This is a genomic window from Ferdinandcohnia jepli, assembly GCF_047246645.1.
Taxonomy (GTDB): Bacteria; Bacillota; Bacilli; order Bacillales; family Bacillaceae_L; genus Ferdinandcohnia.
Window position 1 is genome coordinate 143,306 of record NZ_JBFOKR010000002.1, and the last position, 22,782, is coordinate 166,087.

The following is a 22,782-nucleotide window of genomic DNA, read 5'->3' on the forward strand; positions in this document are numbered from 1 at the left end:
TATGTTTAAAAAACATTACGTTTATTGATCTTATTTAAAATGATATTTGCTGTCTCTTCAACAGCTTTATTTGATACATCTACTACTTCACAACCAATTCTGCTGACTACTGCTTCAAAATGGTCTAATTCCTCTTTAATACGGTTGATATTAGCATAAATAGCTTGATCATCAAGCCCCAACGATTTTAATCTCTCACGTCTAATATGGTTCAACTTCTCTGGACTGATTTTTAGTCCGAAACATTTATTAGGTGAAACCTTAAAAAGCTCTTCTGGAGGGTCCACTTCAGGAACTAAAGGAACATTCGCTACTTTAAATCGCTTATGAGCCAGGTATTGAGATAATGGTGTTTTCGATGTTCTAGATACACCGACTAAAACAATGTCCGCTCGTAAAATCCCTCTTGGGTCACGTCCATCGTCATATTTCACAGCAAACTCAATTGCCTCAATCTTTTTAAAATAATCTTCGTCAAGCTTTCTTACAAGTCCCGCTTCATATCTTGGATTAATATCATATAGGCCCTTCATTTTTTCAATAAGAGGTCCTAGTATATCGTTCACTATTACCCCTTCACGGTTTGCTTCTTCTATCAAAAATTCCCTTAGCTCTGGAACAACAAGTGTAAACACAATAATCGCATTGTTTAATTTAGCTAATGCAACAACTTCAGATAAAGTTGAAGTATCTTCCACATAAGGAATTCTCTTAATATCAGTATGTGAACCATTAAATTGACTAACTGCAGCTTTTACAACAAGTTCAGCCGTCTCACCTACTGAATCAGATACAACATAAACCACTCGATTACCCATTTAAGTCCTCTCCTTTGTAGCAATTAATCTCGAAAGAAATTAAAGCAGCTCATCACCTGATAATGCTACCAATGCTTTTGTCATATTCGTTTTGGTAATCCGCCCAATTACCTCAATTCCACGCTCCGTACGCTTTACGATTGGAAGTGCATCAATTTGTTTTTCGATTAATTTTTGAGCCACATCAATCAATAACTCATCTTTTTCACACATTGTGATATTAGGCATTCGTGTCATAATGATATTCACAGGAATGGCTGATAAATCCTTACTACCCAAACTTGCCCGGAGTAAGTCTTTTCTAGAAAGTACACCCACTAATAATGACGCTTTATCAACTACAAATAACGTACCAACATCTTCTAGGAACATTGTTACAATAGCATCATATACTGACACGCTTTCGTTTACTACAACAGGAATGGACTGATAGTCCTTTACTTGTATTTTTAAAATCTTATCAGCAAGTAATTGTTGACCAGTCTTTCCAGTATAAAAATATCCTACCCGTGGTCTGGCTTCAAGATAGCCAGCCATTGTTAAAATGGCAAGGTCTGGCCTAAGTGTAGCTCGGGTTAAGCCTAGTCGATCCGCAATGGCCTCACCTGTGATTGGTCCGTTATCCTTAACTATTTGTAGAATTTGCTCCTGCCGTTTATTAAGTTCTATGTTACTCACCACCATTACTTAGATATCGCTAATATGTATGTTGAAAAATGTTATACTATTTTAAATTATTATATACTATTTAGAGAAAATTGGTATAGTAAAAAACATACTAGGAGCATATACTCCTAGTATTTTAGTTAGCTATTATTTTACAATAATCGAATTCATGTCTCCAATTAAATAAATTGTATCTGCTAATTGAACCATTTGTGCAAGACGATTTCTTCTAATTGCTTCATCTTCTGCCATAACCATTGTATTTTCAAAGTAGTTATCAATAGCTTCTCTTAATGAAGCAAGCAGGCGGAATGCTTCTTCAACATTGTTGTCACTTAGATTTTGCATTACCTTTGGATTAACCTCAGTAAATCGATCATAGAGGTACTTTTCCTCATCAGACACGAAGAGCGTTGGATCAATGTCCACCTTCTCCCCCTTTTTAGAGATATTAATTACACGTCCAAGTGATTCTATCACTTCTTTAAAGTCCTGATTATTTTTACTGTTTTCTAGTACCTCTGCTTTTTTAACAATTGATCCGATATTACCAATCGTGGTACCTAAAACAGCATCAATAATATCATAGCGTATATTTCGAGTATTCAATTCATGTTTGATTCTTAGCTTAAAGAAATGAACAAGATCATTAATTGTTTCTTGTTTTTCCCGCTTAGCGATATTTGTATCTTCAAATTGTTGTAATGTAAATTCTAGTAAGTCCTCAAGCTTCACATTCCAATCCTTATCAAGGAGAATTTGAACCACACCGGCAGCCATTCTACGTAGAGCATACGGATCCTGTGAACCTGTTGGAATTATGCCTATTGAGAAGCAACCAACAATTGTATCAAGTTTATCTGCAATACTTATCACAGCACCTGTTATAGAAGTTGGACTCTTGTCATCTGCATGACGTGGCATATAATGTTCATTAATGGCAACTGCAACTGCTTCATCTTCACCACTAACCCTTGCATACCTTTCTCCCATCACGCCTTGTAATTCAGGAAATTCATAGACCATATTAGTTACTAAGTCAAACTTACAGATTTGTGAGGCCCTGTCTATTTTCTGTTTTGCATCGCCATCTAATTCTAATAATTGACTGATATGCTCAGATACTCGTTGAATTCTTCGTACTTTATCCCCTAATGAACCTAACTCTTCATGGAATATAATCTTGTCTAACTTTTTCAACAAATCATCAATATTTAATTTTTGATCTTCTTTATAAAAGAAATCTGCGTCAGACAAACGAGCTCTCAGTACCTTCTCATTTCCTCTTGCAACTGTTTCTAAATGTTTGTGATCTCCATTTCGAACAGCAACAAAGAACGGCTGCAAAGCACCATTCTGATCTTTTACAGGGAAGTATCGCTGATGTTCTCTCATACTTGTAATTAAAACATCTCCAGGAAGGTTTAAAAACTCTTCTTCAAATTTGCCATAAAATGCTGTTGGGTATTCAACCAGATTTGTAACTTCTTCTAGTAGGTCCTCATCAATTGGGATAACCCATTTATTCTCTTCTTCAAGAATTTTAATTTGATTTATAATTGCTTCCTTACGTTCCATTGAATCCGCAATTACGTATTGCGACATTAGAAGTTTTTCATATTCTCTTGCAGAGGTAATCTCAACTTCTTCTCCTAAAAAGCGATGACCCCATGTCTTATTATTCGAGGTAACATTTGTTATTGAAAGAGGTACGATTTCGTCACCAAATAAACCAACGATCCATTTGACAGGACGTACATAACGTAGTTCCTTATCTCCCCAACGCATATTTTTAGGAAACGAGAGGTTCTTTATTACGTTTTCAAGTTCACCTAATGCATCCTTTGTTTCTTGGCCTTTTATAAACTTTTTAACATGAGCATATTCAATTCCGTTTATTTCTTTAAAGTAAATGTCCTGAACAGATAGTCCTTGGCCTCTTGTAAAGCCTATCGCAGCCTTTGACCAATTTCCATCCTGATCAAGTGCTATTTTACTTGCGGGGCCTTTCGCCTCTAATTCTACATCCTCTTGTTTCTCTGCTACATCAGTTACAAGTACTGCAAGTCTCCTTGGAGTAGAATATCCCTTAACTTGTTCAAAGGAGATATTATTTTCCATTAGCCAGCCTGTAACTTTATCTGATAATTGATTCATTGCATCGGTTACAAATCGGGCAGGCATTTCCTCTAATCCAATTTCAATTAATAAATCCCTTTTATTCATTGTGATCGTCTCCTTTTGCCTTAAGCATTGGGAAGCCTAGTTTTTCCCGTTCGTCATAAAATGTTCGTGCGACTTTACGAGCTAAGTTACGAACCCTACCAATGTAACCTGTACGTTCTGTAACAGAAATAGCTCCTTTTGCATCAAGCTGGTTAAACGTATGGGAGCATTTTAATACATAGTCATAAGCCGGATGAACAAGACCTTCGTCCATTTGTCGGTGTGCTTCCTTTTCATAAATAGTAAATAGATTAAATAGCATATCTGTATCCGAAGTTTCAAATGTATATTTCGAGTGTTCATATTCGGGTTGATGGAAAATGTCACGAACGGTGAACCCTTTTGTCCATTCTAGATCAAATACATTTTCTTTGTCTTGAATATAAGAGGCTAAACGTTCAATACCATATGTAATTTCAACAGATACTGGCTTACATTCAATTCCGCCTACTTGTTGAAAATACGTGAATTGAGTTACCTCCATACCATCAAGCCAAACTTCCCACCCAAGTCCAGCTGCTCCAAGGGTTGGAGCTTCCCAGTTGTCTTCTACAAAACGAATATCATGCTGAAGCGGATCAATTCCTAGCGCTTTTAAAGAATCCAAATAAAGTTCCTGGATATTATCAGGTGATGGCTTCATAATGACCTGAAATTGATGATGCTGGTATAAACGATTCGGGTTTTCGCCATAACGCCCATCTACAGGACGTCTTGATGGCTCTACATATGCTACATTCCAAGGTTCTGGCCCTAAGCTTCTTAGGAATGTGTAGGGGCTCATTGTTCCTGCACCTTTTTCAACATCATATGCTTGCATGAGAATACAACCTTGATCAGACCAATGTTTTTGTAGTGTTAGTATCATTTCTTGAATATTCATTAGTGCACCTCCAAATTTATAAAGCGCAAGCGCCTTGCACAAAAGCTAATATAAATAATTTCTGAAAAACTAAAAAACTCCCCTCCTCTATGCCTAATTCTAGACATAGGGACGAGAGTTTACCCGCGGTTCCACCCTATTTGCTACAATGTGAAAAACTATATTGCAGCCTCTTTTACTTGTAACACTCCAGAACGCCTTCCTTACCTGTCCATACCCTAGCTTACACCATCCTAGGTTCGCTTTTATGTCCAAAAATAAGTACTACTTTCCTTCTACGTGTCATATTTTTAATTAGCACTATAATCCAATTTTACTACCAAGTCAAGTTTAAATCAATTACCTTTACCGTTTGAAATCATCATGTCAAAAATCGCAAGTGGGATTTCTACTGAACTTAAATGGATTTATTCAAGTTGTCAAGCTGGTTTAGAAACCGTTTTGATTTTAAATAGAGACCTGAGTATTCCTCGTAATATGCATCAATTACTTTTTTAAGCTCTTTTTTCGTTTCATCCTTTATTGCTATTTTGCCTAAACGGTTTAAATCAAAATAATAAAAAAGTCGTAATAGCCGTATAGTTGATTGTGAGACTCTATAATGATATGGTTCTTTCTCATAGCATCGGTGACATAAGAGACCACCTTCTCTTACAGAAAAGGCAAACTCCCCTTCCTTACTATGGCAAAGGGTACATTCATCAAGTTTAGGATAAAGACCAAGTAAAGGTAGCATTTTTAGTTCATAGATAAATACCAACACATCAGAATCAAAGCCTTCGTTAAGATAATTCAATGTTTGGTATAACATCTCGAACAGAAAAGGATTGGGCTTCTTTTCTTCAGTACATTTATCAGTTAATTCAATTACATGCGAAGCATAAGCTGTTAAGAAAATATCTTCACGAACTCCTCTAAACGTCGAAATTGTCTCACCTTGTTGTAAAACACCAAGTCCTGAAGTCTTTTGAAACATAAAATGCCCATATGTAAACAACTGGGTAATAGCTGAAAGGCGGCTATTAGGTTTTTTTGCGCCTCTTGCCATTACCCCAATTTTTCCCCATTCACGGGTATATAGTGTTACAATTTTGTTTGTTTCACCATAATCGCTTGTTTTTATTATAATGCCTTCGCATTTTTGTAGCACGAATGTCACCATCCAATAGGCAGGCATCTAGGAAACCCTATCACCTTGTTACAGTATCAAAACCTGGCGATTTGCAACAGATTTTAACAAGCTAGTCAAAAAATCTAGTGCGTTCACCGCGGCTTCTATTCAGACAGTACTGTAATTAATATTCTGCTGAATATGTGTTTAAAGGATGGTCAAGTAATTGGAAAATCCACTTCTGCTAGCTCATCAAATTGTGAATCGGGTCTCTCAGTCTTCTCTTGTTCCAATTCCTTAAAAAGAAGATACGTATCAACATTACCTGTTTGACTAAACACCTTCCAGGTAAAATCTAACATAGTAACCCCCACCTTTCAGTTATTTAACTAGCAAAACCTGTATTCCAATGTCATTCAGTTGTATGAATATCTTGACCGAAAACTCCCCAAAACATGTTATATAAATTTTGTAAATCCGTGAATTTTTTTCAGAATAATGCCTGATTTAGTATTCGTCTTCACGGAACCCATAGTCTCGTAATTGAGACATTTTATTTCTCCAGTCCTTTTGTACTTTAACCCATAGTTCTAAAAAGACCTTTGAACCCAATAACGCCTCTATATCTACTCTGGCACGCTTTCCAACTTCCTTTAGCATACTACCTTGCTTACCAATCACAATGCCCTTTTGAGAATCACGTTCAACAATAATAGTTGCACTAACATATACCGTATTTCCACCTTCTCTTCGCTCCATAGAATCCATAACCACAGCGATAGAGTGTGGTATTTCCTCTCTTGTAAGGTGTAAAACCTTTTCACGAATTAGCTCTGTTACGATAAATCGTTCCGGGTGATCTGTTACTTGGTCAGCTGGATAATATTGTGGTCCCTCAGGCAAATAATTTTTAATTTGCTCGACTAATCGGTTTGTGTTGGTTCCCTGAAGTGCCGAAATTGGTACTATTTCTTTAAACGGCAATAATTCTTTATATTGCTCAATTAACTCGAGTAATCGGTCCGGGTGTATTTGGTCGATCTTATTTACAACTAAAAATACAGGTGTTTGTATGGTCTTTAAACGTTCAATAATAAATTCATCGCCGCGTCCATAGCCTTCCTCTGCATTAATCATAAATAAAACCAGGTCCACTTCTTTAAGCGTGTTTTGTGCTACCTTCATCATAAAGTCTCCAAGCTTGTGCTTAGGTTTATGAATGCCAGGGGTATCTATAAAAATAATTTGTGAGTTTTCTTCTGTGTAAACCCCTTGTACTTTATTACGAGTCGTTTGAGGCTTATCACTCATTATTGCAATTTTTTGTCCGATAACGTGGTTCAGAAAGGTTGATTTACCTACATTTGGTCGTCCAATTATAGATACAAAACCTGATTTAAATTCCTTATTTTCCATGCATATCCTCCGCTGTAAAGGCTCCTGGTAGTAGCTCTGCAAGGCTAAGTTCTGTTACATCACCTTTAAGGTTTGTTAAATATATTTTTGTATCACTTTGACATAATTCAGAAATTACCTGACGACAAGCACCACATGGGGGTACAGGACGCTCAGTATCTGCAACAACTGCTATAGCAGCAAATTCTTTATCACCTTCAGAATATGCTTTAAATAATGCTGTTCGCTCTGCACAATTTGTTACGCTATACGCTGCATTTTCTATATTACAACCACGATACACCTTACCATCTTTCGTAAGTAAAGCTGCACCCACTTTAAAAGTCGAATATGGTACATATGCTAGTTCTCTTGCTCTTTTTGCTTCTTCGATTAGTTCCTCAATTTTCACTATATGTCTTCCTTTCTTCCTCTGTTCCCTGAGGATATTCAAATGTCTGGTTGATAAAGCCCAAAACTCAAATAGAGTTCTATATCAAAGACTCTTTGAACATGGTAATATTTTTATTTTACATAAAAATGAGTTTAATTTCATTGTTTCACTAGAAATGTTACAAAACTGTAAGAATTTTCTTTCTATTCACTAAAAGAAATAGGGATAAAAAATAATGATCCCAACAATTACTGCGGTAATTGCATAAATTAATACTGCACCTGCTGCTATATCCTTCGCTTTTTTAGCAATAGGGTGATATTCCTTTGTTACTAAATCCACTACATTCTCAATTGCTGTGTTTAGTAACTCCATTGTGAACATTCCTCCAATAACCAATAGGAGGACAATCCATTCGGATGGTTGTATATCAGTTATGAATCCTAAAGAAATAACAACTAGTGAAAGAAAAACATGAATTTGTAAATTGCGCTCTTCTAGAAAAGCTCTACGCAAACCTTGCAAAGCATATGTAAAACTTTTCATTAATCGTTTTAACTCACTTTTACTTTTATCGTTTGAGTCCATAGGCTTCTAATATTTCCTTTTGTTTTGAAAACATAATTTCTTCCTCATCTTTCGATTCATGGTCATAACCTAATAGATGCAGAAATCCATGAACGGCAAGAAAGCCTAGTTCCCTTATAAAGGAGTGTCCATATTCCTCAGCCTGTTCCTTTGCTCTTGGAATGGAAATAATAATGTCCCCTAATACAGTGGGTAGATCTGCACCAATAATCTCAATTTCTCCTTCACCTAACTCTTCCATGGCAAAGGAAATAACATCCGTAGGCTGGTCTTTGTCACGATACTCTCGATTTATTTCTTGGATTCGATCATTATCTACAAAGGTAATAGAAAGTTCACTTTCTTCTGCTACCCCTTCTTTCTCAGCAGCAAGAAATAATAATTCTCTTATCGTGTTGCATTCCTCATCTGATACTGCTTCGATTTCGTCAATAAAATCAATTTCTAACTTCATGCTTCCTTCACCTTCTGTTTTGTTGTTTCAGTTGGATACTCGATTCTTGAGTGAAAAATTCCCTTAAGTGACTCACAAAGTGTCTTAGATATGATATCTAATTCTTTTAGGGTTATATCACATTCATCAAATTGTCCATCCTGCAATCTGTCTGCAATTATACTATTTACAAGTGATTCTATTTTGAGCGGCGTAGGGTTTGATAGTGACCGCACTGCAGCTTCTACACTATCTGCAATTCCAATGACGGCAGCTTCTTTAGTTTGCGCCTTCGGACCTACATATCGAAAATCCGACTCTAATACATCACGTTCACTCTGTTGTTTTGCCTTGTGATAAAAATATTTTAGGAGTGTTGTTCCATGATGCTGTTCAGCAATATCAACTATTTCTTTTGGCATTTTATACTTACGGAGCGTTTCTGCTCCATCTGTTGCATGCGCAACAATAATTGTTTTACTTAGTTGTGGCGCAATTTTATCATGAGGATTATCAATATTCATTTGATTTTCAATAAAGAAATGCGGCCTTTTTGTCTTTCCAATATCATGATAGTAAGAAGATACTCTTGCTAATAATCCATTTGCTCCGATTGCCTCACATGCAGATTCTGATAAATTTGCGACCATTACACTATGATGATAAGTTCCAGGTGCTTCTGTCAAAATCTTCTTCAATAGAGGATGATTCGGATTTGATAATTCGATTAGTTTCATTGTCGATAAAATTCCAAATCCTGCTTCAAAGAATGGCAACAAGCCTATGGTTAAAACAGAAGCTACAACACCAGATAGCAAAGCCATTATAATGGAAGAACCAAAGTCTAAGCTTGAGTAGCTTCCATTTTTCAGTAACATAATAGAGAGAATTAATACAATATTAATTAATGCAATAAAAAATCCAGCTTGAAGTATTTTTCCTCTGCGATTATGTTTACTTAAAAACAATACACCTGCTAAACAAGCAAATAAGTAGTAGATACCCACTGAAAAGTTAAGGGTTCCTGTAACACCTTCGTTAAAAATAATACTTCCACTTACCGCAAAAATCATACTTGATAAGATGGCAACTCTTTCATTTATTAAGAGCTTAATAAGTAATGCTCCCATAGCAACAGGCACGACAAACCCTATCTCTGAGTAGTCAATTTGTTGGAATAAACTTATTACTTTCATTAATACAATAGTAATAACGAAGATTATCGAAAAAAGTAATAAATAAACATTTCGATTTCGATTTGTTGGAATCATCTCATTTTGGAAATGATACACAATCGCTGTAATAATTAAAATAATAATCATTGTTAGTCCAATAAAGGGTTGAATAGGATTGTCTGTATTCAGTAATCCGACTAACTCTAGTTGTCGATAAGCATCTCTACTTACAAGATGTCCTTCCTGTACCAAAATTTGTCCTTGTAAAATCTTTATTGGCTCCACTGTATCAATTGCTTGTTGACGCTTTTCTTCTGTTGCTTTGACATCATAATAGACATTTTGAATAACTGCAAAGCGCGCCATTTCCGAAATTGGATTTTTTAAAGTTGTGTCTATACTAGTATATCGCAGTTCTTCTACGACTTTATTTTTAGCATTTTCAACTTCAGTCACTGGTATCCGTGTATTCATAACATTATTAACAGCTGTTATTACTGCATCCTCTGCATGCGATAATTGGTCTGGTTTTGCAGCTAATAATGCTGTAAATACGTTATCAGAAATTCTTTCTGTTAAATCAGAAGGTAGCTTTGTTTTTAAGAGAACCAGTTTTTCAGAGGCACTAAGTTGTAATGGAGCATCTCCACGGTCCTCTTCTGCTAACTTCTCCCACTCTTTTACTTTTCCATCGTATTCTTCAGAAGCTTCTACATTGGTTTCTTCTATTGCCTCAAATATAGATGCAACCAAATCCACTTGGTTATCTGCATATTCCGTTTTTAATGTATAAACATCTTCAACTTCCTTTGCGGCTTCATCCTGCTTCGCCTTAGTAGCTTCTTTGTCCTCAATTGTTAGTGGAGAATAAATTGTTTGATCAGAAGGAGTTAATGGCTCTATATGCAATTCTTCCGGTTTAACATTACTATACATAGCTAGAAACATAATTGCAGCAAGGAGGACATAGATTACAATATGTAGTGATTGAAAGGCTTTAATTAAAGACATCAGTTTATTGCTTTTATTATTCATCAATCTAAACCTCCTTCATTTCCGTTCCACTTTTTAAATGATTTGCATGATATTACCTGCCAATTGAATGGTAAAAAAGACCCATGAAATATGGGTCTTCTCTTTATTCTTCAGACTTTTCGTACGCTTCGATGATCCTCGCTACAAGTGGGTGTCGTACGACATCAGACTGTTCCAGGTAAATAAAAGCAGTTCCATATACATCTTTAAGTATATGAGTTGCTGCATGTAAGCCTGATTTAACCCCTTTAGGTAAGTCGATTTGAGAAATATCCCCAGTGATTACCATTTTAGAACCAAAACCTAGCCTTGTCAAAAACATCTTCATTTGTGCAGGAGTTGTGTTTTGAGCTTCATCTAATATAACAAAGGCATCATCCAAGGTGCGACCTCTCATATAAGCCAGTGGTGCAATTTCTATGGTTCCTCGTTCCATTAATCTTTCAGTGTGTTCAGAACCTAATACATCATGTAAGCCATCATAAAGTGGACGTAAATACGGGTCAACCTTTTCTTTTAAATCTCCAGGTAAAAATCCAAGACTTTCACCGGCTTCTACTGCCGGGCGTGTTAAGATAATCTTTTTTACTTGCCCATTTTTTAATGCGTTTACAGCCATAACAACAGCGAGATATGTTTTACCAGTACCTGCTGGTCCGATTCCAAACACTAAGTCATTCTGTTTAATTGCAGACACATACTGTCTTTGCCCGTGTGTTTTTACACGAATTGATTTACCTTTAGCCGTTTTTGTTATTTCTTCATCGTATAATTCTTCAAAGGAATCTAAGTTCCCGTTTTTGGCCATTTGAATGCAGTAAATGACATCTCTTTCATTTAGTTGGATGCCTTTACGAATTACTCCAAGAAGCTTTTCTAAAATTTCCTCAACCAATTGAACATTTGTCGGGTTTCCTGACACATGTAAAGCTTCGCCTCTTGTAATAATCGTTACATTTAACTCTTCTTCAATCCTTTTTAGGTGAAGGTCATTGTTACCAAATAAAAGAATCGCTTCATTTGGATTTTCTACTTGATGTTTACTCATTACTAAGTCTTCGGACATCCTTTAGTCTCCTTGAACTAATGGTATCGTTGTAACAATATTTTCAATAACATTATATTTTATTTCCAATATAACTGTACCATTGTTAGTTGTTTGACGCAAAACTTTTTCTCCAATTATTTCCGCGTCACTATCCAACTGTTTCTCAAGATCGTTCCTACCAATTCTTTTTGCCGCCTCAATTGCCTCGTCCATCTTATATTCACGAGTAACTTCTTCTGTTTCTCTAAGTGTTTTCTTCACGTATGCGAGAGGAAGCTCCCACTTGAAAAATTTAATATGCTTTTTTTGAGTCTCCGTCTTAAATTCTTGGTAATTAGGATTCGTAAAACCCCAAATTGGAATATAAAATTTTCCTAGTGATAAATAATGCTTATTTTTATTATTTCCAGTCATAACATTAAGTTTCGTTGAAATTTCTACCTTTACTTTAGACTTGTACCATGTTTCGCCAAAAATTTTTCCGCGGGCAGGAACATAGACTTCTTGTCCTTCTTTACCAATTTTCCCTGAAACCAGTAAATCACCTTTATTTACAAAATCATACTTTTTAACAACTGGTTTTCCTTCTTCGACGAACAAACTCGTAATAGTTGCTTTCTTTTTCGCAACGAGGTTCCGTGGACTATACCGTTCTGGAGCATCTGGTTGATTTTTCTCTACTACCTGAAAATGATAGGTCGTCCCATTTAACTCCACACCAATCCACGTAATATCGTTAATGGAATCAGTTAGGTGACGTTGAAGTGATTCATTATCCTCTATAAAAAATTGAAACTTCCCTTTTTCTACGCCAAGTTTCTTCAATTCCTGAAGAATTAGGTGTTCCGTTTCCGGTTTCGCACCTTCAACTTTAATTCCCCAAACCATATTAGATAATAATGTGATAATAACAATAAATGAAATAGCCCCAATTAAAAAACCGCTGTTATGCAGAGCTTTTTGAAATAAAAAAGGTAACCCTTTTCTCCCAATAAAACGGAGTTTGCAATCACTTTTACGCACAACAGCTCGTACCTTAGAAATATCTTTAAGGTACATAGAGAAAGTTAGTGTATAGGTTCCTTGTTTTTTTACATTCCAAACAACGATTCCCCGCCGTACACATTCATTTATAAAGCGCTCTGTACCTTTTCCTCTTATCGCAACTTTTACACTTCCATTTAAGAAATGCATCCAATGGTTCTTCATGTTTTTCCCCCTAATCAATGCACTTTTAGCATATTCGCAACGACTTTTTTAAGATAACGAGTGAAACCTGAACGTAGTGATATTTAATATCCATATAAAGCTTAATTGAATCGGCGGATTGGGCTTACTGGCAGTCGACCAATAAGCCAAATGCCAGTTATACGCGGACCCCCCTAAAAAACGATGTATCCGCCGTTGTTTCAAACTTTAATACCAACACTCACCTTACATACACCACCACATTTTAAAAACGGTATCAGTTCTCGATATATTGGACATGTTCAATTGTTCCTTCTAACATTATTTCTTCAGGTAAAATGGTCTTAATAACAAAGGATTTTCCTTTAATCAGGAGTTGTCCTTGTTTCAGTAATAAACGTACCTCTGTATCTGAAAAGGTTAACAACCCCCGATGGTTTTCTATGTAAATATGTAATTGTCCTATCATCGTAATTCTAGGAAGATCCATCATGACATCAGCGGGTAGTTCCATCTTATTTGTGATCCAACTCTTCATACGCTGCTTAAGATTTTTAGGCATAAAAAAGAACCCCCTTTCATCTCATATTTATGAGTGAAAAGGGGTTCATAGAACAGAATTTACGTTTAGAAATACTGTTCACTACTTGTTATTAATAATTTCTTCGTTGAATCGGTTTTTTTGCTCGAGGTGGACCTAGTATCTCAGACCAGATTATACCCTCCACAACCTTATTATTGGAAAACGCTTGAACAGGTTGTTGTTCTGTTTGTATGGGCCTAGTGGGCTTTGCTTTGGTAGGCTTTATAACCTCTTCCACGGCAGGGCTAGTTTCACCATACAAGTTCTTTTCTTGGAGTTCAAGGTATTTCTCATAAAAGGTATTCGAACTGTTAGAAACAGGCGTTTCATCAACGTGTGTTTCAAATTTCCGCTCTTCGTAGACTTCTTTGACTTCCTTCTTTTCTTGGTCAAACGGATTAAACTGTTTAGGAAACGGAATCTGAGTGGTTGGCTCTGATTCTCCAGCATTAAATCGTTTAAACGTATTTAAGATAAAGCCACCAATAATAATGACAATCCATATATTCGAAAAAATGAAATCAAGTAACTGTTGAAATGGTGATTCCATTCGATAAACCTCCCTTCAGATTTTGAGGTTATCTATTTTTTATTTTGATCTTCGTCATTTGTATGAGTACTCTTACCAATCGAATCTCTCATATCAGTATCTGCCATGATGTTCTTCAGATTAGTATAATCCATTACACCTAGATTTCCTGAACGTAAAGCCTCTGCCATCGCTAGAGGAACCTCAGCTTCTGCTTCCACAACTTTCGCTTTCATTTCTTCTACGCGAGCACGCATTTCTTGTTCAGTTGCAACAGCCATTGCACGACGTTCTTCCGCTTTTGCTTGAGCAATCTTTTTATCAGCTTCAGCTTGGTCAGTTTGAAGAACCGCACCAATATTTTTACCGATATCAATATCCGCAATATCAATTGAGAGTATTTCAAATGCTGTACCAGCATCTAAGCCTTTTGCTAAAACTGTACGAGAAATCATATCTGGATTTTCAAGAACTTTCTTATGATCGACCTGTGAACCAATTGTACTTACGATACCTTCACCTACACGGGCAATAACTGTTTCTTCTCCAGCTCCCCCTACAAGTCGGTCAATATTCGCACGTACTGTAATACGAGCTTTTGCTTTTACCTCAATCCCATCCATGGCTACACCAGAGATAAATGGTGTTTCAATAACCTTAGGATTAACACTCATTTGAACAGCTTCCAAAACATCACGACCAGCAAGGTCAATAGCAGCAGCACGTTCAAATGTTAACTCAATATTTGCACGTTGTGCAGCAATTAGCGCATTAACAACACGGTCAACATTACCACCTGCTAAATAGTGGCTTTCCAGCTGATTCGTATTAAGTTCCAACCCAGCTTTTTGTGCCTTGATCAATGGAATAATTACACGATTTGGTATAACTCGACGTAATCTCATCCCAATTAGTGTAAAGATGCTGACACGAACTCCAGCAGCTAATGCTGAAATCCAGAGTGCAACAGGAACAAATGTAAGTAATACTGCTAATAAAATAATACCTAGTGCTACCAATAATAAAATAACTAACATTCCTGATGGCATTTTGTTACCTCCTAAAATAAATTATTTATCAATTTCAGTAACTTCCCGAACAACAATTCGAGAACCTTCTGTTTTGATCACTTCTATTTTTTTGTTACTTTCAATATAACCACCTTCAGTAACTACATCAATTCTTTCATTGTTAATTAAGGCAGTACCTGATGGTCGAAGAGTGGTTAAAGCGAATCCTTGCATACCAATCAATTCTTTTCTGTTTTGATTTGATACATAACCACTTTCAGTATTTGTCGAATCAAACAAGATAATCTTTCTAAAGGCATGTAGTTTTTTTCCGAACACTTTTACTAACAGAATTGAGACAACGATTGTCACAAGTAATGCAATTAATAGTGAAACAGATATTAGCCAAATGCTACTACCGGCCATAAAAAAGCTTGTTAATATTGCGCCTACTCCTACCAAACCTATTATCCCCCCCGGTAAAACAAATTCTAGCAGAACTAAGACAATACCTATTACAAACAGTATCACAGACTCCATACCTGCAAGTCCAGCTACTAAATGACCATAGAAAAACAGTAATAAAGAGGAAATCCCCATAATACCCGGGATACCAAAGCCTGGTGAATATAATTCAACAACAAGCCCTAAACTACCAATCGATAGTAATATCGGTACAACAATTGGATTTGTGATAAAACGAGCCAGTTTTTCTGCAAAACTTACCTCCGCAACTTCTACCGCTGCTTTTTCATACCCAAGGGTTTTAAGCAGGTCCGCACGGTCATGTGCAATACCTTCTGCATATTTAACTTCTATGGCTTGACTAGAAGTTAACGTTAAAAACTTACCTTTTGGTGCACCAAGCTCAGGCAAATCTATTTCTTTATCCGCCATGGCCAAGGCATATATAGGATCTCGGCCGTTTTGCTCAGCCGCCCCCTTCATAGCAGATAACCAATAAGACACAGCTTTTTCATCAGCAGTATTACCTTCTTGATCAATTATACCAGCAGCACCCATTCTTGCATTTTCTGACATATAAATTTCATCTGCATTTAATGCAATAAACGCCCCAGCTGAGATTGCATCATTATTAACAAATGCCACTATTGGAATAGTTGCTTCTTGAATTCTTTTTCCAATCGCTGTTGCAGCGTCAACCGCTCCTCCTGGTGTATTAATTTCCAAGATTATGAGGTTTGCACCCTTATCCTCCGCGTCTGTAATTGCACGGTCAATAAAAGCACTCAGCCCCTTTTCAACGGTTTCCTCCAGTGGAATAATATAGACCACTTGATCGGCACTATAGCTTTTGTTTGGAACTAGCATTACAAGCAAAGGTAATAGTATAAACGTAAAATATATAAATAATCTCAATTTCTTCAAGGCGTTACCCCCTTCCTATATACCATTATCTTAACCGGATATTATGTATTACGATTCACATTGCATTTTGGTTTCATTTTATTGTGTTATTACTAGGTTTTTATTAAAAATTTTTAGATCTATTATTTTGCTTTATTTATTTTACTAACGCGGTATGTTTAATTGTGATATATATATCTGTTGCACCATTTTCTTAACTTTAATCAAGCGTGTATAACATACGGCTCTTCCGGGACACCCTTTGCTTCTTTTTACTCAAGCGTGTATCGCATTCGGCTCTTGCGGGACACCTTTTGCTTCTTTTTACACAAGTGTGTATCGTATACGGCTCTTGCGGGGCACCTTTTTGTTTCTAACTGTTCAAGCGTACACAAAAGATAGTAAACGGGACAAAGTTATATGTAAAAAAACACCTTACACAAATTGTAAGGTGTTTTTCTTTAAGATAATTGCTGTTGAACGATTTTGTTGACTAAACCACCGTCTGCCTTACCTTTTACCTTAGGCATAATAGCAGCCATCACTTTGCCCATTTCAGCCTTTGAAGAAGCATTGACCTCACTTATTGTTTCCTTAACAATGTCTGTAAGTTCTTCTTCAGATAGTTGTTTAGGAAGGTATACTTCTAATATCTCAATTTCATTTTGAATTTTATTAACAAGATCTTCACGACCAGCGTTACTAAATTCTTGGAGGGAATCTTTTCGTTGTTTTAATTCACGAGTAAGAACAGTTAATTCTGTATCCTCAGAAAGTTCACCGGCGCCAAGCTTAATCCCTTCATTTTGAAGTGATGCTTTCACCATTCGAATAACAGATAGTCTATCTTTCTCTTTATTCTTCATCGCTTGTTTCATATCATAATTTAAACGCTCGAGAAGACTCATAAAACTACACCCTCTTTTAGAATTTGCGTTTTCTAGCAGCTTCAGATTTCTTCTTACGCTTTACGCTAGGCTTTTCATAGAATTCGCGCTTTCTAGCTTCTTGAATTGTACCTGATTTAGATACAGTACGTTTGAAGCGGCGAAGAGCATCTTCAAGCGATTCGTTTTTACGAACGACCGTTTTTGACATTCTAATTCCCTCCCTCCGAAAACAACCACTAACATCGAATTAAGATACATGTAAGTATCTTAATTGCCAATTCAATATTACCATGGCAAAAAAATAAACATGTACTTTGCAATTATAATATAACCTGTATTTTAGGTCAACTGTATTTCATATAACCATCACTTAATTGCGGTTAAGTCAGTATAGTAATTTCCCTATAAGTAGTACATTTCTTCAGTTTAGTTATTTGTAATTTATGTAGAAACAAATTTTCATTACACAAAAAAGAGTAAAAAATTCTAAGTAGTCATTTTCACTGAGTCTTGTCCATACAATGTGATAAGAGGTGAAAAGAAAATGCTAGAACTAGTATCGTTATTTGCAGTATTTATTGCAATATTTTTATTTGGTATGACCGTAATGAGGACTGGCCTTTACAATCTTACAGGGGATAAGATAAAGGTTTGGCTCATTCGTTTTACCGATAATCCCATTAAAGGACTACTCACCGGAACAATAATTACAGCTATTATTCAAAGTAGTTCAGCTGTAATGGTACTTGTGATTGGGCTGATCGCAGCTGGTTATTTAACATTCAAACAATCGATAGGAATTATACTAGGAACAAATATCGGAACCACTTTCACAACGGAAATTATTACGTTTGATATATATGAAGGTATTATTCCATTATTAATTATAGGTTTTTTATGCCTATTCATTAATAATCAGCAGGTATTTAGCTTTGGTGGTTTTATATTCGGATTAGGCTGTATGTTTGTGGCTATGAATGGGTTTGAACAGCTTGCGAGACCAATCTCAGAGTTTCCATCAATCCACACATTCTTTCAACGTACAAATGAAAGTGAGCTATTTGGAGTAGGTATTGGAACAGTACTAACCGCCATTATTCAGTCAAGCACTGCAACAACAGGAATTATCATGGGCTTTATGAATGAAAAACTTTTATCCTTAGATGCTGGAATCGCTGTTCTACTAGGAGCAAATATCGGTACTTGTATCACTGCATTTATCGCCAGTATCGGTAGTCGTCATGAAGCAAAATTAGCTGCCTATGCGCATATCTGGATAAATCTCATAGGAGTTGCATTATTTTTTCCATTTATAAATGTGTTGGGTACTATAGCAACATTATTAACTTCATTACCAGATGTACAAATTGCACATGTTAGTTTTATTTTTAATGTACTGACTTCGTTACTTTTCTTGCCGTTTACAGGATTATTAAATAAGTTTATTTTAAAAGTACATAGACCTGCATAATTGAAAAGACTGACCGAAGAAAAAATCGGTCAGTCTTTCTATTTTAATAATCCGAAGATCCGGTTAATCCATTTACAATAGCAACGCCTGCGCTTGCACCAATACGAGTTGCACCTGCTTCAATCATGTCTTGTGTGCCTTTTACATCACGTACTCCACCTGAAGCTTTTACACCTATATCTGGTCCAACAGTTTTACGCATTAGTCTGATATCCTCTACTGTTGCTCCACCTGTAGAGAAACCAGTTGAAGTTTTTACAAAGTCTGCTCCTGCTTTAACAGCTATTTCACAAGCTCGAACCTTCTCTTCGTCAGTTAAAAGGCTTGTCTCGATGATTACCTTTGTAAGTGCTTTGCCTTTTGCAGCCTCAACGACAGCAAGAATATCTCGCTCAACTAATGAGTCATTTTTATCTTTTAATGCTCCAATATTGATAACCATATCAACTTCCGTAGCACCTTTTTCAATTGCATCTTTTGTTTCAAAGCCTTTTGTTTCCGGTGTATTAGCACCTAGTGGAAATCCAATTACTGTACATACCTTTACTTCTGTACCTTGTAGTAAAGCCGCAGCAGTTTCCACCCAAGTTGGATTTACGCATACAGAGGCAAATCCATATTCTTTCGCTTCTGCACAAAGTTTTTCAATTTGTGATTTTGTAGTATCCGCCTTTAGGGCTGTATGATCAATCATCTTTGCAATATTTGTCATTATGTATTACTCCTTTTCGAAAATGAGTTGTACGTACCTCTAACATCATATCATTGATAGAGATAGTTGACTACACTGAAATATGTATGTCTTTTAACAATATTATGTGACAAAAAAAAGAAGCTAACCCTCCTTTTTGGGATTAGCTGTAACGTATTGACTATGCAGTTGTCCTTGCTTCTTCAACCACAGGGAAATCTTCTTCAACCTTTACAAATTGGCCTTCATTGTACGGATATCCAGCTTTAGTGATTTTCACTTTTACAATTTTACCAATCATCTCTTCAGTTGCATTGAATTTTACTTTCAAGTAATTATCCGTGTACCCTATATATAGACCGCTAGATGGATTGTCTTTATCGACTTCTTCAGGAATTACCTCTAATACTTCGCCTTCATATACAGATGCATATTCTTTTGCTAATTGGTCAGATAGACTAATTAAACGATGTACTCTTTCATTTTTCACTTCTTCATCAACTTGATCTTCCATACGTGCTGCTGGAGTACCTGTACGTTTAGAATATGGGAATACATGTAATTCAGAGAATTTATGTTCTTTAATGAAGTTGTAGGTTTCCATGAATTCTTCTTCTGTCTCACCTGGGAAACCAACAATAACATCTGATGTTAGTGCAAGTCCTGGTAATGCCTCACGTAAGCGATTTAACCGTTCAGCAAAGAACTCCATTGTATATTTTCGTCTCATTCTCTTTAATACAGTATTTGACCCTGATTGAAGAGGGACATGTAAGTGACGAACTATTTTTGTTGAGTTATCAAGAACTTCAATAATTTCATCTGTAATTTGACTAGCTTCAATTGATGATATACGGATTCTTTTTAGCCCAATAACTTTGCTTTCGAGATCACGTAAAAGTGCAGCTAAATTATAATCCTTCATATCCTCACCGTATCCGCCTGTATGGATACCTGTTAATACAATTTCTTTATACCCAGCATTAACAAGAGATTGTGCTTGTTTAACAACTTCTTCAGGGTCACGGGATCTCATTAATCCTCTAGCCCACGGAATAATACAGAAAGTACAGAAGTTATTGCAACCTTCTTGAATTTTTAGAGAAGCACGTGTACGGTCTGTGAAAGCAGGAACATCTAGTTCTTCATAGACACGTGTTTTCATAATATTACCTACACCATTAATTGGTTGACGTTCTTGCTGGTATTGTTCAATGTAACCGAGCATTTTTTTACGGTCTTGTGTACCAACAACAATGTCTACACCAGGAATCGCCATGATTTCTGCAGGAGAAGTTTGTGCGTAACAACCTGTTACACAAATAACTGCATCTGGATTTTTACGAATTGCTCTGCGAATAACCTGTCTACTCTTTTTATCACCAGTGTTAGTAACTGTACAAGTATTAATAACATATACATCAGCAGTGCTTTCGAATTCTGTACGTTCATAGCCTGCTTCTTTAAATAACTGCCAAATTGCTTCCGTTTCATAATGGTTTACTTTACAACCTAATGTATGGAACGCTACTGAAGACATTATTGTCACCTCGCTAATTCAAAATGATAAGAAACAGCTGATAAAACGTATAAAGGTGCTGTTTCCGTACGCAATATTCGAGGTCCAAAGCTACATGAGAGAAACCCTTCTTCCTGTAACATTAAAACCTCTTTTTCACTTAGGCCACCTTCTGGCCCAATTATAACCAACAGAGATTGTCCATCTTTTAGCTCCGATAAAACACGTGCTAGATTAGATTTTTCTCCTCGTTTTGCATCTTCTTCATAGGCAATTAGCTTATAATCATATAAATCACTATGCGCTATTAATTCCTTTAAAGATAACGGTTGTTGTATAACTGGAATAACTGCTCTGTGCGACTGTTCTGCCGCTTCCTTCGCAATTTTATTCCAACGTTCTACCTTTTTTTGCCCTTTTTTACTGTCCCATTTTACAATGGAACGCGCGCCAAGAAAAGGGACAAACTCAGTTGCGCCGAGTTCGGTCCCTTTTTGAATCACATACTCTAGCTTATCTCCTTTAGGAAGTCCACTGGCGATGCATACTTTTACTGGTAGTTCGTTTGCGTTCTCTACCCATTCTACAACATCTGCAAAAACAGTATCATTGGTAATTTCAGTAATACTACACTGAGCTATTTTTCCGTTATTACAGCAAATTATATTGTCACCTATATTCATCCGCATTACACGGGTAATATGGTGAACATCTTCACCAGTAATAACTGCTTGACTATCATTTAATTCATCAACAAAATATCGTTGCATCTACTTACACCACCTGAGCACCTTGAGGCATTATGCAATATTTTTTCTAGCAATTATTGCAACCCAGTCTTCCATTACAAGTACCTCTTCAATTTGGAAACCTGCACTTAGTAAGCTATCTTTTACTTCTTGTTTCTTTGTGTTAATTATCCCTGAAACAATGAATGTTCCATTAGGTTTTACTATTTTTGCAGCATCGTCAGTAAATCGCACAATGATTTCGGCAAGAATATTTGCAACGATCACATCTACTGGACCTTCTATGTCATCTAGCAAGTTATTTTGAGAGACAGAAACGATGTCATGTACCTTGTTTAATTTGACATTTAATTTTGCACTCTCGACAGCAACGATATCAAGATCCAGAGCTTTAACTGATTTGGCACCTAACATAGCAGCAGCAATACTTAACACTCCTGATCCAGTACCAACATCGATAATTTGATCACCATTTTTTACTGTACGTTCTAATGCTTGAATGCTCATTACAGTTGTAGGGTGTGTCCCAGTCCCGAAAGCCATCCCTGGGTCAAGTTCAATAATTAGTTCATCACTACTTACAGGCTCATACGTTTCCCATGTAGGAACAATTGTGAACTTTTCCGAAATCTTAACAGGGTTATAATACTTTTTCCAAGCGGTTGCCCATTCTTCTTCGTTTACTTCACTTATTGTTATTTTATTATGGCCTAAATCGATATCGAAAAGTAATAGATTGTTAATTGCCTCTTTTATTTCATCAACTGTTTCACCTAAAAAGCTATTTACAGGTAAATACGCTTTAACAATTACTCCCTCTTCTGGATAATCATCAGGATTAAGTTGGTAGATTTCACCAAATATATTTTCACGTTCCTTTGTTAAATCAAATGGATCTTCAATTACAACTCCACTTGCACCCGCCTCATGAAGAATATTCGAAATGGGTTCAACCGCCTCTTGTGTTGTATGAATACTAATTTCAGACCATTTCATCTCTACCAACCCCAAT

24 protein-coding genes are annotated in these 22,782 nt (G+C 36.2%); 1 reads left to right on the forward strand and 23 read right to left on the reverse strand.

What is annotated here, in order from left to right:
* Nucleotides 1-5: 5 nt before the first annotated feature.
* From AB3M96_RS02685 to rpsU, 19 genes are all read right to left on the reverse strand, one after another.
* A complete protein-coding gene (locus AB3M96_RS02685; RefSeq protein ID WP_412966024.1) occupies nt 6-818 on the reverse strand; it encodes a pyruvate, water dikinase regulatory protein in 813 nt (270 codons plus the stop codon).
* Nucleotides 819-857: 39 nt separating this feature from the next.
* Nucleotides 858-1,502 carry a transcriptional regulator CcpN gene (gene ccpN / locus AB3M96_RS02690; RefSeq protein WP_412966025.1) on the reverse strand — a complete coding sequence of 215 codons (645 nt, stop codon included), beginning with the start codon at nt 1,500-1,502 and terminating at the stop codon, nt 858-860.
* 129 nt (nt 1,503-1,631) lie between these two features.
* Nucleotides 1,632-3,710 carry a glycine--tRNA ligase subunit beta gene (glyS, locus tag AB3M96_RS02695; protein WP_412966026.1) on the reverse strand — a complete coding sequence of 693 codons (2,079 nt, stop codon included), beginning with the start codon at nt 3,708-3,710 and terminating at the stop codon, nt 1,632-1,634.
* Nucleotides 3,703-4,593 (reverse strand): glycine--tRNA ligase subunit alpha, encoded by an 891-nt coding sequence (glyQ, locus tag AB3M96_RS02700; RefSeq protein ID WP_412966027.1) that lies wholly within the window; start codon nt 4,591-4,593, stop codon nt 3,703-3,705. The genes glyS and glyQ overlap by 8 nt, the downstream gene beginning before the upstream one ends.
* A 397-nt stretch (nt 4,594-4,990) precedes the next feature.
* Nucleotides 4,991-5,743 carry a DNA repair protein RecO gene (recO, locus tag AB3M96_RS02705; protein ID WP_412966028.1) on the reverse strand — a complete coding sequence of 251 codons (753 nt, stop codon included), beginning with the start codon at nt 5,741-5,743 and terminating at the stop codon, nt 4,991-4,993.
* A 179-nt stretch (nt 5,744-5,922) separates the two neighbouring features.
* A complete protein-coding gene (locus AB3M96_RS02710) occupies nt 5,923-6,066 on the reverse strand; it encodes a YqzL family protein (protein ID WP_412966029.1) in 144 nt (47 codons plus the stop codon).
* Between the two features lie 145 nt (nt 6,067-6,211).
* The gene (era, locus tag AB3M96_RS02715; protein WP_412966030.1) at nt 6,212-7,120 is read right to left on the reverse strand and encodes a GTPase Era; all 909 of its coding nucleotides are present in this window, start codon (nt 7,118-7,120) and stop codon (nt 6,212-6,214) included.
* Nucleotides 7,110-7,547 carry a cytidine deaminase gene (locus AB3M96_RS02720; RefSeq protein ID WP_412966194.1) on the reverse strand — a complete coding sequence of 146 codons (438 nt, stop codon included), beginning with the start codon at nt 7,545-7,547 and terminating at the stop codon, nt 7,110-7,112. Before AB3M96_RS02720 ends, era begins: the two co-directional genes overlap by 11 nt.
* A gap of 156 nt (nt 7,548-7,703) precedes the next feature.
* Nucleotides 7,704-8,081 (reverse strand): diacylglycerol kinase family protein, encoded by a 378-nt coding sequence (locus AB3M96_RS02725; protein ID WP_412966031.1) that lies wholly within the window; start codon nt 8,079-8,081, stop codon nt 7,704-7,706.
* A complete protein-coding gene (ybeY, locus tag AB3M96_RS02730; RefSeq protein WP_412966032.1) occupies nt 8,065-8,535 on the reverse strand; it encodes an rRNA maturation RNase YbeY in 471 nt (156 codons plus the stop codon). The genes AB3M96_RS02725 and ybeY overlap by 17 nt, the downstream gene beginning before the upstream one ends.
* Nucleotides 8,532-10,724: an HD family phosphohydrolase gene (locus AB3M96_RS02735; RefSeq protein WP_412966033.1), complete on the reverse strand. Its 2,193-nt coding sequence runs from the start codon at nt 10,722-10,724 to the stop codon at nt 8,532-8,534. Before AB3M96_RS02735 ends, ybeY begins: the two co-directional genes overlap by 4 nt.
* Nucleotides 10,725-10,827: 103 nt before the next feature.
* A complete protein-coding gene (locus AB3M96_RS02740) occupies nt 10,828-11,790 on the reverse strand; it encodes a PhoH family protein (RefSeq protein WP_412966034.1) in 963 nt (320 codons plus the stop codon).
* A gap of 3 nt (nt 11,791-11,793) precedes the next feature.
* Nucleotides 11,794-12,981, reverse strand: a complete 1,188-nt coding sequence (gene yqfD, locus AB3M96_RS02745) for a sporulation protein YqfD (RefSeq protein WP_412966035.1) — start codon at nt 12,979-12,981, stop codon at nt 11,794-11,796.
* Between the two features lie 256 nt (nt 12,982-13,237).
* Nucleotides 13,238-13,522: a sporulation protein YqfC gene (gene yqfC, locus AB3M96_RS02750; protein ID WP_412966036.1), complete on the reverse strand. Its 285-nt coding sequence runs from the start codon at nt 13,520-13,522 to the stop codon at nt 13,238-13,240.
* A gap of 91 nt (nt 13,523-13,613) precedes the next feature.
* Nucleotides 13,614-14,093 carry a hypothetical protein gene (locus AB3M96_RS02755; protein ID WP_412966037.1) on the reverse strand — a complete coding sequence of 160 codons (480 nt, stop codon included), beginning with the start codon at nt 14,091-14,093 and terminating at the stop codon, nt 13,614-13,616.
* Between the two features lie 32 nt (nt 14,094-14,125).
* The gene (gene floA, locus AB3M96_RS02760; protein ID WP_412966038.1) at nt 14,126-15,121 is read right to left on the reverse strand and encodes a flotillin-like protein FloA; all 996 of its coding nucleotides are present in this window, start codon (nt 15,119-15,121) and stop codon (nt 14,126-14,128) included.
* Nucleotides 15,122-15,142: 21 nt separating this feature from the next.
* Nucleotides 15,143-16,471, reverse strand: coding sequence for an NfeD family protein (locus AB3M96_RS02765; protein WP_412966039.1), 1,329 nt, complete (start codon nt 16,469-16,471; stop codon nt 15,143-15,145).
* 440 nt (nt 16,472-16,911) lie between these two features.
* The gene (locus AB3M96_RS02770) at nt 16,912-17,358 is read right to left on the reverse strand and encodes a GatB/YqeY domain-containing protein (protein ID WP_412966040.1); all 447 of its coding nucleotides are present in this window, start codon (nt 17,356-17,358) and stop codon (nt 16,912-16,914) included.
* Between the two features lie 16 nt (nt 17,359-17,374).
* The gene (gene rpsU / locus AB3M96_RS02775; protein ID WP_015595024.1) at nt 17,375-17,548 is read right to left on the reverse strand and encodes a 30S ribosomal protein S21; all 174 of its coding nucleotides are present in this window, start codon (nt 17,546-17,548) and stop codon (nt 17,375-17,377) included.
* A gap of 336 nt (nt 17,549-17,884) precedes the next feature.
* On the opposite strand from rpsU, the gene AB3M96_RS02780 reads away from it, so the two are divergent.
* Nucleotides 17,885-18,811, forward strand: a complete 927-nt coding sequence (locus AB3M96_RS02780; RefSeq protein ID WP_412966041.1) for a Na/Pi symporter — start codon at nt 17,885-17,887, stop codon at nt 18,809-18,811.
* A gap of 43 nt (nt 18,812-18,854) precedes the next feature.
* On the opposite strand, the gene deoC is transcribed toward AB3M96_RS02780, so the two are convergent.
* The 4 genes from deoC to prmA all read right to left on the reverse strand — a co-directional run bounded on the left by deoC (nt 18,855) and on the right by prmA (nt 22,766).
* A complete protein-coding gene (gene deoC, locus AB3M96_RS02785) occupies nt 18,855-19,523 on the reverse strand; it encodes a deoxyribose-phosphate aldolase (protein WP_412966042.1) in 669 nt (222 codons plus the stop codon).
* 160 nt (nt 19,524-19,683) lie between these two features.
* Complete coding sequence (gene mtaB / locus AB3M96_RS02790; protein WP_412966043.1) at nt 19,684-21,042, reverse strand: tRNA (N(6)-L-threonylcarbamoyladenosine(37)-C(2))-methylthiotransferase MtaB; 1,359 nt, start codon at nt 21,040-21,042, stop codon at nt 19,684-19,686.
* 5 nt (nt 21,043-21,047) lie between these two features.
* A complete protein-coding gene (locus tag AB3M96_RS02795) occupies nt 21,048-21,791 on the reverse strand; it encodes a 16S rRNA (uracil(1498)-N(3))-methyltransferase (RefSeq protein WP_412966044.1) in 744 nt (247 codons plus the stop codon).
* Between the two features lie 30 nt (nt 21,792-21,821).
* Nucleotides 21,822-22,766 (reverse strand): 50S ribosomal protein L11 methyltransferase, encoded by a 945-nt coding sequence (gene prmA, locus AB3M96_RS02800; RefSeq protein WP_412966195.1) that lies wholly within the window; start codon nt 22,764-22,766, stop codon nt 21,822-21,824.
* Nucleotides 22,767-22,782 lie beyond the last annotated feature (16 nt).